This is a genomic window from Enterobacter cloacae complex sp. 385G4 (genome assembly GCF_057320665.1).
On sequence record NZ_JBXWDD010000009.1, the window covers coordinates 25,306 to 40,219 of the forward strand.

A 14,914-nucleotide genomic window follows, 5' to 3' on the forward strand; every position below is an offset into this window, starting at 1 on the left:
ACAATACCCTACAAGCGAGGAAGACAAGATGCGTTTGAAACCCTTAGTGACCGCGCTCTGTGCTGGCGCCCTGCTGGCCGCAACGCCGTTTGCGCAGGCAAAAGATCTGAAGTCCATCGGCGTGACGGTGGGCGACCTGGCTAACCCGTTCTTCGTGCAGATCACCAAAGGTGCCGAGCTGGAAGCACGCAAGCTGGCTGGCGATAACGTCAAGGTGACGCTGGTTTCCAGCGGGTACGATCTGGGCCAGCAGGTGTCGCAGATCGATAACTTCATCGCCGCGAAGGTGGACATGATCATCCTCAACGCTGCGGATTCCAAAGGGATCGGCCCGGCGGTGAAGCGCGCGAAGGACGCCGGGATCGTGGTCGTGGCGGTTGACGTCGCGGCGGAAGGGGCTGATGCGACCATCACCTCCGATAACACCCAGGCGGGTGAGATGGCCTGTAAGTACATTACCGACCGCCTGAAAGGCAAAGGCAACGTGGTAATCATCAACGGACCGCCGGTCTCAGCGGTGCAAAACCGCGTGGAAGGTTGCCAGACGGAGTTCAAAAAACATCCGGATATCAAGGTGCTCTCGGACAACCAGAATGCCAAAGGCAGTCGTGAAGGCGGTCTGGAAGTCATGACCTCCCTGCTGGCGGCCAATCCGAAGATCGACGGCGTGTTTGCGATTAACGATCCGACCGCGATCGGTGCCGATCTGGCCGCGAAGCAGGCGCAGCGCAACGAGTTCTTTATCGTTGGCGTGGATGGTTCGCCGGACGGTGAGGAAGCGCTGAAGCGCGAAAACTCCCTGTTTGTCGCAACCCCGGCGCAGGATCCGCAGGTCATGGCGGCAAAAGCGGTGGAGATCGGCTATGACATTCTTCAGGGTAAACCCGCGCCGAAAGAGCCTGTGCTGATCCCGGTGACGATGATCGATAAAAAGAACGTCGGCACGTATAAGGGGTGGACGGTTAAATGATCCTTTTCCCTCTCCCACAGGGAGAGGGAACTGTTTTCAAGGAGTCCCCATGAAACGCTCCGACATTAACAAAATCCTCGGCCACACGCGGCAGTTCTTTTCCATGCACGACGTGCATCTCCCGCCGTTTGCCAGCTTTCCACCCACAAAATGGCAGCAGCTTGATCGGGCCGCATGGCAGGAAGTGTTTGACCTCAAGCTCGGCTGGGACGTGACCGCTTTCGGCGGCAACAGCTTTGCCGCGCAGGGTCTGACCCTGTTTACCCTGCGCAACGGCTCCCCCAACGGCGTGCCCTATGAGAAGTGCTACGCCGAAAAAATCATGCACGTGCGCGACGGCCAGGTGACGCCGATGCATTTTCACTGGCGCAAGCGGGAAGACATCATTAACCGGGGCGGCGGGAACCTGATTATTGAGTTATGGAATGCCGGGGCGCATGAAGAGACCGAAAACACCGACGTGACCGTCACGATTGACGGCTGTCGGCAAACCCATGCTCCCGGCAGCCAGCTGCGCCTCACACCAGGGGAAAGCATCTGTCTCACGCCCGGTCTGTATCACAGCTTCTGGGGCGAACGCGGCTTTGGCGACGTGCTGGTGGGCGAAGTGTCGTCGGTGAATGACGACGAGCACGACAACCACTTTTTGCAGCCCGTTGCCCGCTATAACAACATCGAAGAAGACGAACCGGCGGTGCTGGTGCTGTGCAACGAGTACAACCTGTTTCGGAGATAAGGAGTGAATGATGCCACTGATTTCTCTTGCCGACGGTCTTGAGCACGCCAGGAAACACCGCTACGCGCTGGGCGCGTTCAACGTGCTCGACTCCCATTTCCTGCGCGCGCTGTTTGCCGCCGCAAAGCAGGAACGCTCGCCGTTTATCATCAACATCGCCGAAGTGCACTTTAAGTATGTGTCCCTGGATTCGCTGGTCGAAGCGGTTAAGTTCGAAGCCGCCCGCCACGATATTCCCGTGGTGCTGAATCTCGACCACGGTCTGCATTTCGAGGCCGTCGTGCGCGCCCTGCGCCTGGGGTTTAGCTCGGTGATGTTCGACGGCTCGACGCTGAGCTACGAGGAGAACATTCGTCAGACCCGGGAAGTGGTGAAGATGTGCCACGCGGTGGGCGTCTCGGTGGAGGCGGAGCTGGGCGCGGTCGGCGGGGATGAAGGCGGCGCGCTGTACGGACATGCGGATGAAGCGTTCTTTACCGACCCGCAGCTGGCGCGGGAGTTTGTCGATAAGACCGGCATCGACGCGCTGGCGGTCGCCATCGGCAACGCGCACGGCAAGTATAAAGGCGAGCCGAAGCTCGATTTCCCGCGCCTGGAGGCCATTCGTCAGCAGACGGGACTGCCGCTGGTTTTACACGGCGGCTCCGGGATTAGCGATGCCGACTTCCGCCGCGCCATCGAGCTGGGCATTCATAAAATCAATTTCTATACCGGCATGTCGCAGGCCGCGCTCGCCGCCGTGGAGCAGCGCATGGCGAACCGCCAGCCGCTGTACGACGAGTTTGCCGAACTGCTGCTCGGCATTGAAGAAGTGATTACCGATACGGTCGCCGAACAGATGCGCATCTTCGGCAGCGCGGGGCAGGCATGATGGAACGCAAAGGTATCATCGCCGCAGGCAATATGCTGGTGGACCACGTCCACCAGATCGTGCAGTGGCCGGAGCGCGGCTGGCTGGCGGAAATCACCCACAGCGAACGCTCAACCGGCGGCGCGCCGCTCAACGTCCTGCTGACGCTGGCAAAAATGCACGTTGGCCTGCCGCTGCAGGCGGTGGGGCTGATTGGCGAAGACGGCGACGGGGACTACATTCTGGCAATGCTCGACCAGTACCACGTCAACCGCCAGCGCTTACAGCGCACCACCTTTGCGCCAACCTCCATGTCGCAGGTGATGACCGATCCCAGCGGACAGCGCACCTTTTTCCACTCGCCCGGAGCCAACCGCCTGCTGGATCTTCCCGCCTTCGATCGCTTAGACGGATCGATGAAGATCTTCCATCTCGGCTATCTCCTGCTGCTCGACAGCCTGGATATGCCCGATGACGAATTTGGCACCCGCAGCGCGCGACTGCTGGCGCAGATGCGTGACCAGGGGTATGAAACCTCGCTCGATCTGGTTTCCCGCAAGGGCGACCCGCGCTATCAGCCGCTGGTGCTCCCTGCCCTTCGCCATCTCGACTATCTGGTAATTAACGAGCTGGAGGCCGGTGAGTTTAGCGGCCTGACAATGCGTGACGAAAACGATGCCCCGCACATTGCCCATATCGCGGACGCCGCGGCGCAGCTGCTAGCGGCCGGCGTACGCCAGCGGGTGGTGATCCACTGTCCGGAAGGCGCATGGGGAGAAGCTCGCGGTGAAGCGGGTCGCTGGATCCCGTCATGGATGCTGGAGCAGGAAGAGATTATCGGCAGCGTCGGCGCGGGCGATGCCTTTTGCGCGGGCTTTTTATACGGCTGCCATGAATCGCTGCCGCTGACAGAAAGTATTTATCTGGCGCACGCCTGCGCGCGGGCAAGCCTGCTGGCCGCCAATGCGATTGACGGCGCAAAAACGCTGGCCGAGCTGCAGGCGTTTATTCGCGAGAGTATTTAATTTAACAATAATTGCGATTTTTCATTACAGTTCTATGAATTTTATATTCCCGAACTACACTCTCTCCATCTGGCATATTCGGCGTGGGCAGCACTCTGTCCGCACGCTTTTCCGAAATGAGATAGAAAGAGGACAAGGGAAAAATGTTCGCAGTCATCATCATCGGTATTTTCATTATCAGCGTTATTTATGCGCATTCCCGCGGCAAAGAAAAACAGACGCTTTCCCGTCAGCTCTTCGACCATTCGACGTTTATGGCGCCCATCAATATGTTTATGACGGCGTTTTCTTCCCTGCCCGCCAGGCAGCCTTTCTTTGAAACAGAGCGCTTCCCGGAATTAAATAAGCTGACGGAAAACTGGCTGGTTATTCGCGAAGAGGCGCTGCGTTTGCAGCATCATATTAAGGCAGCGGAAAATAATAACGACGCCGGCTTTAACACCTTTTTTAAACGCGGCTGGAAACGTTTTTATCTGAAGTGGTATGCCGATGCCCATCCCTCCGCGCAGTCTTTATGCCCGGTGACGACCCGGCTGGTGAGTGAAATCCCTTCGGTGAAGGCGGCCATGTTTGCCGAGCTGCCGGCGGGTGCAAAGCTTGGCAAGCACCGGGATCCGTATGCGGGCTCGGTTCGTTACCATCTGGGCTTATTCACCCCGAATGACGATCGCTGCTTTATTGAAGTCGACGGGCAGCGCCACAGCTGGCGGGATGGTGAAGCCGTTATTTTTGATGAGACCTACGTCCACTGGGCAGAAAATAAATCGGATCAAACGCGCATTATTCTCTTCTGCGATATCGAGCGTCCGATGAAATGGCGCTGGGCGCAGGCGGTTAACCATTGGGTGGGAACCACGCTGATGTCTGCGGCCAGGTCACCGAATGACGAGAATGACAGCACCGGCGGCATTAACCGCATTTTTAAATACGTTCATGCGGGCCGCGAACGGGGGCAGCGTCTGAAAAAAAGGAACCGTAAGGCCTATTACGCCCTCAAGTATTTGTGCATCATCGCGATTTTTGCCGCCATCATTGTTCCGGCAATAACGTAAGCCTTATGCCGCTTGTTCGGGCCGGCTCACGTCAGTGGCAAACACGTAACCCAACCCGCGGATGGTTTTGATGAGCGCAGGCTGATGCGGGTTAGCCTCTATTTTCCGGCGCAGGCGCATGATCAGCACGTCAATCGTGCGGTCGAACACGTCGGCGCTTTCGCTGTGGGTCAGCTCAAGCAGCCGATCGCGGCTCAGCACCCGGCGGGCATTTTGCGTGAGCGCCAGCAGCAGGCCGTACTCGCCCTGGGTTAAGGGCACGGTATTACGCTGCGGATCAATCAGCTCACAGCGGGCGGTGTCCAGCGTCCAGTCGTTGAAGGTTATCCCCGCTGCACGTGGCATCGGCGCTTCGGCTGCCAGCGCTCCGGTACGACGCAGCACGGCCTTAACGCGAGCCACCACCACGCGTGGATTAAACGGTTTGCCAATATAATCGTCAGCCCCCATCTCCAGCCCCACCACCACGTCTGATTCACTGCCCAGCCCGGTTAACATGATCACCGGTAGCGCCGGGCGCTGCTTTTGCAGCTGCAGCAAAACCTGCAGGCCGTTGATGTCCGGCAGCATCATATCCAGCAGAACAAGGGCGATAGCCGGCTCCTGTTGGACCTGCCGCAGCGCATCCTGGCCGTTGTGGCAGACAAGTACGCTAAAGACATGCTCGCTCAGCACATCCTGCAGCAGTTCACACACTGCCATATCGTCATCAACCACCAGAATCGCCGGTTTCATCATATGCTTCCGTCAGGGGATTATGTTAAGTCTGAACCATTCTGCCGTCGGCTCCAGTGAAATGAATTTTTCCGTGACGGAAATTCAACCCATGTCACATCCGCCGCTCATTCGACACGTCAATTTTGACGATTGTCTGCTTTTCGTCAGGGATTTCGCCGGGAATGCACCGTAAAGCCGGTGAGTAACCCCACTAAAAACATGGCATAGAAGCTGCATTAGTCGGTGCGAAAGATTTGATTAACTGGAGCAGACTGATGAAAAAAGTCGTCACGGTTTGCCCTTATTGTGCCTCAGGTTGCAAGATCCACCTGGTGGTCGATAACGGCAAAATCGTCCGGGCGGAGGCCGCTCAGGGGAAAACCAACCAGGGCACGCTGTGCCTGAAGGGGTATTACGGCTGGGATTTTATTAACGATACACAAATCCTCACCCCACGCCTGAAAAACCCTATGATCCGCCGCGAGCGCGGCGGCAAGCTGGAAGCCGTCTCCTGGAACGAGGCGCTGGATTACGTCGCCACGCGCCTGAGTGCCATTAAGGCCAAGTATGGCCCGGATGCCATTCAGACCACCGGCTCCTCACGCGGGACCGGGAATGAAACCAACTACGTGATGCAAAAATTCGCGCGCGCCGTTATTGGTACCAATAACGTCGACTGCTGCGCTCGCGTCTGACACGGCCCATCGGTTGCAGGTCTGCACCAGTCGGTCGGTAACGGCGCAATGAGTAATGCCATCAACGAGATAGATAACACCGATCTGGTGTTTATCTTCGGTTATAACCCAGCGGATTCTCACCCTATCGTCGCGAACCACGTGATTCGCGCTAAACAGAACGGGGCGAAAATCATCGTCTGCGATCCGCGCAAAATCGAAACCGCGCGCATTGCGGATATGCACATTGCGCTGAAAAACGGCTCGAATATCGCGCTGTTGAATGCGATGGGGCACGTCATTATCGAAGAGAACCTGTACGACCAGGCGTTTGTCGCCACACGTACGGAAGGGTTTGAAGAGTACCGGAAAATTGTCGAAGGCTACACGCCGGAGTCGGTAGAGGCGATAACCGGCGTGAGCGCGCAGGAGATCCGCCAGGCGGCACGGATGTATGCCGGAGCGAAAACCGCCGCCATCCTGTGGGGCATGGGCGTGACCCAGTTCTACCAGGGCGTGGAAACCGTGCGCTCCCTGACCAGCCTCGCGATGCTGACCGGGAATCTGGGCAAAGCGCACGTCGGCGTTAACCCGGTTCGCGGCCAGAATAACGTCCAGGGTGCCTGCGACATGGGCGCGCTGCCGGACACGTATCCGGGCTATCAGTACGTGAAGTACCCGGAAAACCGCGAGAAGTTCGCGAAGGCCTGGGGCGTGGAGAGCCTGCCGGCACATACCGGCTATCGCATCAGCGAGCTGCCGCACCGCGCGGCGCACGGTGAAGTGCGGGCGGCCTACATCATGGGTGAAGATCCGCTCCAGACCGACGCCGAGCTGTCTGCGGTGCGCAAAGGCTTTGAGGATCTGGAGCTGGTGATTGTCCAGGATATCTTCATGACCAAAACCGCGGCGGCGGCGGATGTGATTCTCCCGTCGACCTCCTGGGGCGAGCATGAAGGCGTCTATACGGCGGCGGACCGCGGCTTCCAGCGCTTCTTTAAGGCGGTCGAGCCGAAGTGGGATTTGAAAACGGACTGGCAGATCATCAGCGAAATCGCCACCCGCATGGGCTACCCGATGCACTACAACAACACCCAGGAGATTTGGGACGAGCTGCGGCATCTGTGCCCGGACTTTTATGGGGCAACCTATGAAAAAATGGATGAGCTGGGCTACATCCAGTGGCCGTGCCGGGACGAGTCGGAGGCTGACCAGGGGACGTCGTATCTCTTTAAAGAGAAATTTGACACGCCGAACGGGCTGGCGCAGTTCTTCACCTGCGACTGGGTTGCGCCGATCGATAAACTCACCGACGAATACCCGATGGTGCTCTCTACCGTGCGTGAAGTAGGCCACTACTCCTGTCGTTCAATGACCGGCAACTGCGCCGCGCTGGCGGCGCTGGCGGACGAACCGGGCTACGCGCAGATCAACACCGCCGATGCGGAGCGCCTCGGCATTGAGGATGAAGCGCTGGTGTGGGTGAATTCGCGCAAAGGCCGCATCATTACCCGCGCGCAGGTCAGCGACCGTCCAAACAAAGGGGCGGTCTATATGACCTACCAGTGGTGGATTGGTGCCTGTAACGAGCTGGTGACGGAGAACCTCAGCCCGATAACCAAAACGCCGGAGTATAAATACTGCGCCGTCAACGTGGAGCCAATTGCGGATCAGCACGCGGCGGAACAGTATGTGATCGACGAATATAACAAGCTGAAAGCACGGCTGCGTGAAAGCGCAATGGGTTGATGCCGTTAATTAATCGATGAATAAAGGGAGTGAGATATTCACTCCCTTTTTATTTCCGCTTAACACATTAAAAATATCAATTGTTATTCTGGAAAGCGGCTCGCAGAAATAATGTAATTCGTGCGAAAAAGAATTACATCTTTGCATTTTAATTCAGAAGGATAAGATGTGTGGCGGGTGCTTAAGACTTTCTGTCTTGAGCATTGTTGAGGGACAGAAAGTGGAAAGCCCCGGGAAATTTTCATTCACCCGAGGCTACCCCTCAACTACCAACAGGTTGAGAGTAGCCTCTTATTCTTTTTTTGACAAGGAGTAAAAGGCATGACGCCATTAAAAACTGCGTTAGGCATCGTCTTTATTATCTGCCTGACGATAGTGATATTTACCTTTATTACTCGCGGTAGACTGTGCGAGTTTTCAATAAAGAGTGAACATCAGGAGGTGGCGGCGAAATTAGCCTGCGTGGCAGGCTAACCTCTACGGGCGAAACCACGGTTTCGCCCGGCTTGTAGGATGCTGAGGTCTTAATGCACCCATTTTTTTCTTTTGCTACCGCGATTATACTGCGCGGCGTGTACCCAGATGATAAGAATCCATGAAAGCCATTTTTCTGTTGTTGTTATTTTTTACGTCGTTCGCCCGCGCGGATGAGATAGGCAGCCAGTATCAGAAGCAGGCGGAAGCCGGCGATGCCCGCGCCCAGTATTATCTCGCCGATACCTGGTTCAGCTCCGGTGACAGAAAGCAGGCAGCGCTGTGGGCCGAGAAAGCCGCGAAAGGCGGTGATGTCGACGCCATGGGGTTACTCTCGCAGATCCTCTTTACGCAGGGGGATTACGCTCAGGCTAAAGCGCTGGCGCAGCAGGCCACCATCGCCGGCAGCAAGCGCGGCACGATTATGCTGGCGCGTATTATGGTGAACACGCAGGCGGGTAAAACCGACTATCCTCAGGCCATCAAGCTCCTGCAAACGGCGGCCGAAGATATCGACAACGACTCGGCGGTCGATGCGCAACTGCTGCTGGGGCTGATTTATGCCAACGGTGTAGAGGTGCCGCAGGATGACGTACAGGCGGCATCATGGTTTAAGCGCAGCTCGTCCCTGTCACGTACGGGCTATGCGGAGTACTGGGCAGGGATGCTGTTCCAGCAGGGTGAGAAAGGCTTTATCACGCCGAATAAGCAGAAAGCGCTCTACTGGCTAAACCTGAGCTGTACCGAAGGGTTTGATACGGGGTGTGAGGAGTTTGATGCGTTGAGCGGAGAATAACGTGCCGGGTGGCGGCTTCGCCTTACCCGGCCTACAAAACCCGTAGGCCCGGTAAGCGCAGCGCCACCGGGCTTAGGATGTTACTGGTCAGCCGTCTTATCAAAACGACCCAGCACTTCGCGTTCATACGCCAGCGCTTTTTTACGGTCGAATTTGTGTTCCCACTTGGCGATCACCAGCACCGCCAGCGCATTACCCACCACGTTCAGCGCGGTACGCGCCATGTCGAGGATACGGTCCACACCGGCAATAAACGCCAGGCCTTCCAGCGGAATGCCCACGCTGCCCAGCGTCGCCAGCAGCACCACGAAGGAGACGCCCGGCACGCCTGCGATGCCCTTTGAGGTCACCATCAGCGTCAGAACCAGTACGATCTCCTGCCACAGTGACAGGTCAATGCCGTACAGCTGCGCGATAAAGATCGCCGCAATACTCTGGTACAACGTCGAGCCATCCAGGTTAAAGGAGTAGCCGGTCGGCACCACGAAGCTCGTTATCGACGCTGGCGCGCCGTACGCCTCCATCTTCTCAATGATGCGCGGCAGCACGCTCTCAGAGCTTGCGGTGGAGTACGCCAGAATCAGTTCATCCTTCAGGATACGGATCAGGATCCAGATACTCAGCCCGCACAGGCGCGCCACAATCCCCAGCACCACCAGTGCGAAGAACAGAATGGCGAAGTGCACCAGGATCACCAGCTTCGCCAGCGGCCACAGGGAGGCAAAACCAAAGTTCGCCACGGTCACGGCGATAAGCGCGAACACCCCAACCGGCGCGTAGCGCATCACCATGTGGGTCACTTTGAACATGGTTTCGGAGATAGAGCGGAACACGGTGACCAGCGGCTCACGGTGTGTTGCCGGCAGGGAGGAGAGCCCCAGACCAAACAGCACCGAGAAGAAGATGATCGGCAGCATCTCGCCTTTCGCCATGGAAGCAATGATGTTGGTCGGCACCAGCGACAGAATAGTCCCCATCAGACCATGGGAATGGCTCTGCACGTCAGCGGTGGTGCTTTGGTATTTCGAAATATCCACCGTCGCCAGCTGCGACATATCGATCCCGGAGCCTGGCTGGAATACGTTCGCCAGCGTTATGCCGAGGATAATCGCAACCGTGGTGATCACTTCGAAATAGAGAATAGTTTTCGCGCCAATGCGACCTAACTGCTTCGCATCGCCGACGCCCGCGATACCGACCACCAGCGTCGAGATCACAATGGGCACAACAATCATCTTAATCAGATGAATAAAAATATCGCCTGCCGGAGAGAGCAGGTTCGCAATCAGCCACTCGCGGCTGTCGCTATGATAATGAAGATAACTGCCCAGCAAGATGCCCAGCACAAGGGCCAGCAGGATCTGCCAGGCCAGGCTGACTTTCAAATTTTTCATAGAAACTGACTTCCTCAATGAAATCTCCGCACCAGCAAAACTGCATGAATATGGAGACATACTGAAAGGGTATGAATTGTGTTGCGTTGGTTTATGGGATTTTTTAACGCGGCGTATGAGTATCATTTGCACGACCTGTTGCGCAAGCCTTAAAGAACGACGCATTTCACTATCAAAAGCGGTTATGACGCGAGTTTGTCATAATTCTGATAAATAACCTTTTGTTATAAAAACGCTTTTTTATAAAGAATTGTGAATAATCGGCATCGTGAATTATTTCCCTTCAAAGTTTCATTCGCTCAATTTTCAACCTGTTCAAACAATGCGTGATCTGTCGCCCAAATACTAAACAAAGCTTGTAAAGCCCCTACTATTAACGTTTTTGCGACATATTATTAACATCTTGCAAGGAGAAAAAAAGCCATGAGCCAAATACACAAACACGACATTCCCGCAAACATTGCGGACCGTTGCCTGATCACCCCGGAGCAGTACCACGAGAAATATCAGCAATCTGTTACCAACCCGGACGCCTTCTGGGGCGAGCAGGGTCACATCCTTGACTGGATCAAACCTTATCAGAAGGTGAAGAATACCTCTTTCGCGCCAGGCAACGTCTCCATTAAATGGTATGAAGACGGCACGCTGAACCTGGCGGCGAACTGCCTTGACCGCCATCTTGCCGAACGCGGCAACGAAACGGCCATTATCTGGGAAGGCGACGATGCCTCTCAGAGCAAGCACATCTCTTATAAAGAGCTGCACCGCGACGTCTGCCGCTTCGCTAACGTGCTGCTGGACCAGGGGATTAAAAAAGGCGACGTGGTGGCGATCTACATGCCGATGGTACCGGAAGCGGCGGTAGCTATGCTCGCTTGCGCGCGTATCGGCGCGATCCACTCCGTCATCTTCGGCGGCTTCTCCCCTGAAGCGGTTGCCGGGCGCATCGTTGACTCGAACTCGAAGCTGGTGATCACCGCCGACGAGGGCGTACGCGCCGGGCGCGGTATTCCGCTGAAGAAAAACGTCGATGAAGCACTGAAAAACCCGAACGTCAAAACGGTCAGCAACGTCATTGTCCTCAAGCGTACCGGCGGCAAGATCGACTGGCACGAGGGGCGCGACCTGTGGTGGAGCGACCTGATTGAAAAAGCGAGCGACCAGCATCAGCCGGAAGAGATGAACGCGGAAGATCCGCTGTTTATCCTTTACACCTCCGGCTCAACCGGTAAACCGAAAGGCGTACTGCACACCACCGGCGGCTATCTGGTCTATGCGGCCACCACCTTCAAATACGTCTTCGACTACCATCCGGGCGACATCTACTGGTGTACCGCCGACGTGGGCTGGGTCACCGGACACAGCTACCTGCTGTACGGCCCGCTGGCCTGCGGCGCAACGACGCTGATGTTTGAGGGCGTACCGAACTGGCCGACCCCGGCGCGCATGTGTCAGGTGGTCGATAAGCACCAGGTCAACATTCTTTACACCGCGCCAACGGCGATCCGCGCGTTAATGGCGGAAGGTGATAAGGCCATCGAGGGCACTGACCGCTCCTCATTGCGCATCCTCGGCTCCGTGGGCGAGCCCATCAACCCGGAAGCCTGGGAGTGGTACTGGAAGAAAATCGGTAACGAGAAGTGCCCGGTGATGGACACCTGGTGGCAGACCGAAACCGGCGGCTTCATGATCACCCCAATGCCGGGTGCCACGCAGCTGAAGGCCGGCTCGGCAACCCGTCCGTTCTTCGGCGTGCAGCCTGCGCTGGTGGATAACGAAGGTAATCCGCAGGAAGGCGCCACCGAGGGTAACCTGGTGATCACAGACTCCTGGCCGGGCCAGGCGCGCACGCTGTTTGGCGATCACGAGCGCTTCGAGCAGACCTACTTCTCGACCTTTAAAAACATGTACTTCAGCGGCGACGGCGCGCGCCGGGATGAAGATGGTTATTACTGGATCACCGGACGCGTGGACGACGTGCTGAACGTTTCCGGCCACCGTCTGGGTACGGCAGAGATTGAGTCCGCGCTGGTGTCGCATCCGAAGATTGCCGAAGCGGCGGTGGTCGGCATTCCTCACAACATCAAGGGCCAGGCGATCTACGCCTACGTCACCCTGAACCACGGTGAAGAGCCGTCGCCGGAGCTGTATACCGAGGTGCGCAACTGGGTACGTAAAGAGATTGGCCCGCTTGCCACGCCGGACGTACTGCACTGGACAGACTCGCTGCCGAAAACCCGTTCCGGCAAGATTATGCGCCGTATCCTGCGCAAAATCGCGGCAGGCGATACCAGCAACCTCGGCGATACCTCAACGCTTGCCGATCCTGGCGTGGTGGACAAACTGCTCGAAGAGAAGCAGGCCATCGCAATGCCATCGTAGTGTTTTCTCCCTCTCCCCGTGGGAGAGGGCCGGGGTGAGGGCATCAGACCGCACCTTCCTCCCCTCACCCTAACCCTCTCCCCATAGGGGAGAGGGGATAAAACAAACCAACCTTACCTCTGGAGATTTCTGTGATGAATAACGATATTTGTCAGCAGATAGAGAATAGTGCGCACTACAGGGAGCTCGTCGATAAGCGGCAACGGTTTGCCTTCACCCTTTCCATCATCATGCTGATTATCTACGTCGGCTTTATTCTGCTGATCGCCTTTGCGCCGCACTGGCTGGGCACCCCGTTACATGAGGGCACCAGCGTGACGCGCGGTATCCCCATTGGCATTGGCGTGATCGTGATTTCGTTTGTGCTGACCGGCGTCTACGTCTGGCGCGCGAACGGTGAGTTCGATCGTCTTAATAAAGCGGTACTGCAAGAGGTAAAAGCATCATGAAGCGAGTCCTGACGGCGCTAGCCGCCACACTTCCCTTTGCCGCCCACGCGGCGGATGCCATTACCGGCGAGGTACAGCGCCAGCCAACCAACTGGCAGGCGATTATCATGTTCCTGATTTTCGTGGTGCTGACGCTGTACATTACGTACTGGGCATCGAAACGCGTTCGCTCCCGTAACGATTACTACACTGCGGGCGGCAACATTACCGGCTTCCAGAACGGCCTGGCGATTGCGGGTGACTTTATGTCCGCCGCCTCGTTCCTCGGGATCTCCGCGCTGGTGTACACCTCCGGCTATGACGGCCTGATCTACTCCCTCGGCTTCCTTGTCGGCTGGCCGATCATTCTGTTCCTGATTGCCGAACGCTTGCGCAACCTGGGACGTTACACCTTCGCTGACGTGGCATCCTATCGCCTGAAGCAGGGGCCGATTCGTACCCTCTCCGCCTGCGGCTCGCTGGTGGTGGTGGCGCTGTATCTGATCGCCCAGATGGTGGGCGCGGGCAAGCTTATCGAACTGCTGTTTGGCCTGAACTACCACGTCGCGGTGGTGCTGGTGGGCGTGCTGATGGTGATGTACGTTCTGTTCGGCGGCATGCTGGCCACCACCTGGGTGCAGATCATCAAAGCCGTACTGCTGCTGTTCGGCGCGAGCTTTATGGCCTTTATGGTGATGAAACACGTCGGCTTCAGCTTCAATAACCTGTTCACTGAAGCGATGGCTGTCCACCCGAAAGGAGAAGCGATCATGAGCCCGGGCGGGCTGGTGAAAGATCCGATCTCCGCGCTCTCTCTCGGTCTCGGCCTGATGTTTGGTACCGCTGGCCTGCCGCACATTCTGATGCGTTTCTTCACGGTGTCAGACGCGCGTGAAGCGCGTAAGAGCGTCTTCTACGCCACCGGCTTTATGGGTTACTTCTACATCCTGACCTTTATCATCGGCTTCGGCGCGATCATGCTGGTGGGCGCGAACCCGGCGTTTAAAGACGCGGCGGGTGCGCTGATTGGCGGTAACAACATGGCGGCGGTGCACCTGGCCGACGCGGTGGGCGGCAATCTGTTCCTCGGCTTTATCTCCGCCGTGGCCTTCGCCACCATCCTTGCGGTGGTCGCCGGGCTGACGCTGGCGGGCGCGTCTGCGGTATCGCACGACCTCTACGCCAACGTCTTCCGTAAAGGCGCGAGCGAGCGCGACGAGCTGAAGGTTTCCAAAATCACCGTGCTGGTGCTGGGCGTGGTCGCTATTCTGCTGGGGATCCTGTTTGAGAAGCAGAACATCGCCTTTATGGTGGGACTGGCCTTCTCGATTGCGGCAAGCTGTAACTTCCCAATCATTCTGCTCTCCATGTACTGGTCCAAACTGACCACCCGTGGGGCGATGATAGGCGGCTGGCTCGGCCTGCTAACAGCGGTAATTCTGATGATCCTCGGCCCGACCATCTGGGTGCAGATCCTCGGTCACGAAAGCGCTATCTTCCCGTACGAGTACCCGGCGCTGTTCTCCATTGCCGTGGCGTTTATCGGTATCTGGGTCTTCTCGGCTACCGACAACTCGCCGGAGGGTAACCTGGAGCGTGAGAAATTCCGCGCCCAGTTTATCCGCTCGCAGACCGGCCTCGGCGTTGAGCAGGGCCGCGCGCACTAA

13 protein-coding genes are annotated in these 14,914 nt (G+C 57.1%); 11 read left to right on the top strand and 2 right to left on the bottom strand.

Annotation, left to right across the window (positions count from 1 at the left end):
- Positions 1-28: 28 nt before the first annotated feature.
- The 5 genes from AC2FAJ_RS19235 (at position 29) to lpxO (ending at position 4,633) form a co-directional block, all read left to right on the top strand.
- Positions 29-970, top strand: a complete 942-nt coding sequence (locus tag AC2FAJ_RS19235; protein WP_485454423.1) for an ABC transporter substrate-binding protein — start codon at positions 29-31, stop codon at positions 968-970.
- A gap of 49 nt (positions 971-1,019) precedes the next feature.
- Entirely contained in the window at positions 1,020-1,706 is a 687-nt protein-coding gene (locus AC2FAJ_RS19240) for a D-lyxose/D-mannose isomerase (protein ID WP_485454424.1), read from the top strand.
- Positions 1,707-1,716: 10 nt separating this feature from the next.
- Positions 1,717-2,577 carry a ketose 1,6-bisphosphate aldolase gene (locus AC2FAJ_RS19245; RefSeq protein ID WP_485454436.1) on the top strand — a complete coding sequence of 287 codons (861 nt, stop codon included), beginning with the start codon at positions 1,717-1,719 and terminating at the stop codon, positions 2,575-2,577.
- Positions 2,577-3,581, top strand: a complete 1,005-nt coding sequence (locus tag AC2FAJ_RS19250; RefSeq protein WP_485454437.1) for a carbohydrate kinase family protein — start codon at positions 2,577-2,579, stop codon at positions 3,579-3,581. Before AC2FAJ_RS19245 ends, AC2FAJ_RS19250 begins: the two co-directional genes overlap by 1 nt.
- Before the next feature lie 143 nt (positions 3,582-3,724).
- Positions 3,725-4,633, top strand: coding sequence for a lipid A hydroxylase LpxO (lpxO, locus tag AC2FAJ_RS19255; RefSeq protein WP_021242939.1), 909 nt, complete (start codon positions 3,725-3,727; stop codon positions 4,631-4,633).
- 3 nt (positions 4,634-4,636) lie between these two features.
- Here the strand turns inward: lpxO and AC2FAJ_RS19260 are convergent, their stop codons facing one another.
- On the bottom strand, positions 4,637-5,368 hold the full coding sequence (locus AC2FAJ_RS19260; RefSeq protein ID WP_041911524.1) for a response regulator: 732 nt from the start codon (positions 5,366-5,368) through the stop codon (positions 4,637-4,639).
- Between the two features lie 257 nt (positions 5,369-5,625).
- Between AC2FAJ_RS19260 and fdhF the strand changes: the two genes are divergently transcribed.
- The 3 genes from fdhF to AC2FAJ_RS19275 all read left to right on the top strand — a co-directional run bounded on the left by fdhF (position 5,626) and on the right by AC2FAJ_RS19275 (position 9,043).
- A complete protein-coding gene (fdhF, locus tag AC2FAJ_RS19265) occupies positions 5,626-7,773 on the top strand; it encodes a formate dehydrogenase subunit alpha (protein WP_447087779.1) in 2,148 nt (715 codons plus the stop codon).
- Positions 7,774-8,094: 321 nt separating this feature from the next.
- Complete coding sequence (locus tag AC2FAJ_RS19270; protein WP_028015189.1) at positions 8,095-8,247, top strand: Hok/Gef family protein; 153 nt, start codon at positions 8,095-8,097, stop codon at positions 8,245-8,247.
- Between the two features lie 121 nt (positions 8,248-8,368).
- Positions 8,369-9,043 carry a tetratricopeptide repeat protein gene (locus tag AC2FAJ_RS19275; protein ID WP_028015188.1) on the top strand — a complete coding sequence of 225 codons (675 nt, stop codon included), beginning with the start codon at positions 8,369-8,371 and terminating at the stop codon, positions 9,041-9,043.
- 80 nt (positions 9,044-9,123) lie between these two features.
- Here the strand turns inward: AC2FAJ_RS19275 and gltP are convergent, their stop codons facing one another.
- A complete protein-coding gene (gene gltP, locus AC2FAJ_RS19280) occupies positions 9,124-10,437 on the bottom strand; it encodes a glutamate/aspartate:proton symporter GltP (protein WP_028015187.1) in 1,314 nt (437 codons plus the stop codon).
- Between the two features lie 423 nt (positions 10,438-10,860).
- On the opposite strand from gltP, the gene acs reads away from it, so the two are divergent.
- From acs to actP, 3 genes are all read left to right on the top strand, one after another.
- Positions 10,861-12,819 (top strand): acetate--CoA ligase, encoded by a 1,959-nt coding sequence (gene acs, locus AC2FAJ_RS19285; RefSeq protein ID WP_126327276.1) that lies wholly within the window; start codon positions 10,861-10,863, stop codon positions 12,817-12,819.
- A 134-nt stretch (positions 12,820-12,953) separates the two neighbouring features.
- Positions 12,954-13,268 (top strand): DUF485 domain-containing protein, encoded by a 315-nt coding sequence (locus AC2FAJ_RS19290; RefSeq protein ID WP_028015185.1) that lies wholly within the window; start codon positions 12,954-12,956, stop codon positions 13,266-13,268.
- The gene (gene actP / locus AC2FAJ_RS19295) at positions 13,265-14,914 is read left to right on the top strand and encodes a cation/acetate symporter ActP (RefSeq protein ID WP_045261053.1); all 1,650 of its coding nucleotides are present in this window, start codon (positions 13,265-13,267) and stop codon (positions 14,912-14,914) included. The genes AC2FAJ_RS19290 and actP overlap by 4 nt, the downstream gene beginning before the upstream one ends.

Excerpts from the sequence above, each read along its gene's own strand:
- AC2FAJ_RS19235 (WP_485454423.1), top strand. The coding sequence starts at position 29 with ATGCGTTTGAAACCCTTAGTGACCGCGCTCTGTGCTGGCGCCCTGCTG.
- AC2FAJ_RS19240 (WP_485454424.1), top strand. The coding sequence starts at position 1,020 with ATGAAACGCTCCGACATTAACAAAATCCTCGGCCACACGCGGCAGTTC.
- AC2FAJ_RS19245 (WP_485454436.1), top strand. The coding sequence starts at position 1,717 with ATGCCACTGATTTCTCTTGCCGACGGTCTTGAGCACGCCAGGAAACAC.
- AC2FAJ_RS19250 (WP_485454437.1), top strand. The coding sequence starts at position 2,577 with ATGGAACGCAAAGGTATCATCGCCGCAGGCAATATGCTGGTGGACCAC.
- lpxO (WP_021242939.1), top strand. The coding sequence starts at position 3,725 with ATGTTCGCAGTCATCATCATCGGTATTTTCATTATCAGCGTTATTTAT.
- AC2FAJ_RS19260 (WP_041911524.1), bottom strand. The coding sequence starts at position 5,368 with ATGAAACCGGCGATTCTGGTGGTTGATGACGATATGGCAGTGTGTGAA.
- AC2FAJ_RS19270 (WP_028015189.1), top strand. The coding sequence starts at position 8,095 with ATGACGCCATTAAAAACTGCGTTAGGCATCGTCTTTATTATCTGCCTG.
- AC2FAJ_RS19275 (WP_028015188.1), top strand. The coding sequence starts at position 8,369 with ATGAAAGCCATTTTTCTGTTGTTGTTATTTTTTACGTCGTTCGCCCGC.
- gltP (WP_028015187.1), bottom strand. The coding sequence starts at position 10,437 with ATGAAAAATTTGAAAGTCAGCCTGGCCTGGCAGATCCTGCTGGCCCTT.
- acs (WP_126327276.1), top strand. The coding sequence starts at position 10,861 with ATGAGCCAAATACACAAACACGACATTCCCGCAAACATTGCGGACCGT.
- AC2FAJ_RS19290 (WP_028015185.1), top strand. The coding sequence starts at position 12,954 with ATGAATAACGATATTTGTCAGCAGATAGAGAATAGTGCGCACTACAGG.
- actP (WP_045261053.1), top strand. The coding sequence starts at position 13,265 with ATGAAGCGAGTCCTGACGGCGCTAGCCGCCACACTTCCCTTTGCCGCC.